Below are 279 nucleotides of genomic sequence, written 5' to 3'. Positions count from 1 at the left end.
GTCTGCGGCGGCCCCGCGCCCGGTCGCTGGGTGCGGGGCCGCCGGTGCTTCCTCTTCAGGTGGTTACCTCGTCGAGGGTCTCGGCGATGAGGACGGGCAGGAGGCGGCATGCCTCGGCCAGGAGCCGCTCCACGGGCACCGCGTGGATGCTCTGGTCGACGTCGATGTGGCGGGCCCATTCGGCCGGCTGGTAGCGGGCCAGGTTGGACAAGGTGTGCAGGACCGCCCACCAGGCCATCAGCGGGTGTATTCCCCGGGCCGACTTCCCGACTGTTGGGG

General features: G+C 71.7%; 1 pseudogene. It reads right to left on the bottom strand.

Features of this window, described 5'->3' with window-relative positions:
- Window positions 1-55: 55 nt before the first annotated feature.
- Window positions 56-279, bottom strand: a pseudogene (locus VR45_RS41805) (hypothetical protein); the annotation flags it as partial.

Source organism: Streptomyces sp. NRRL S-495 (assembly GCF_000966955.1).
In the GTDB taxonomy this organism is placed as follows: domain Bacteria; phylum Actinomycetota; class Actinomycetes; order Streptomycetales; family Streptomycetaceae; genus Kitasatospora; species Kitasatospora purpeofusca.
This window is presented reverse-complemented; position numbering and strand designations above follow the sequence as displayed.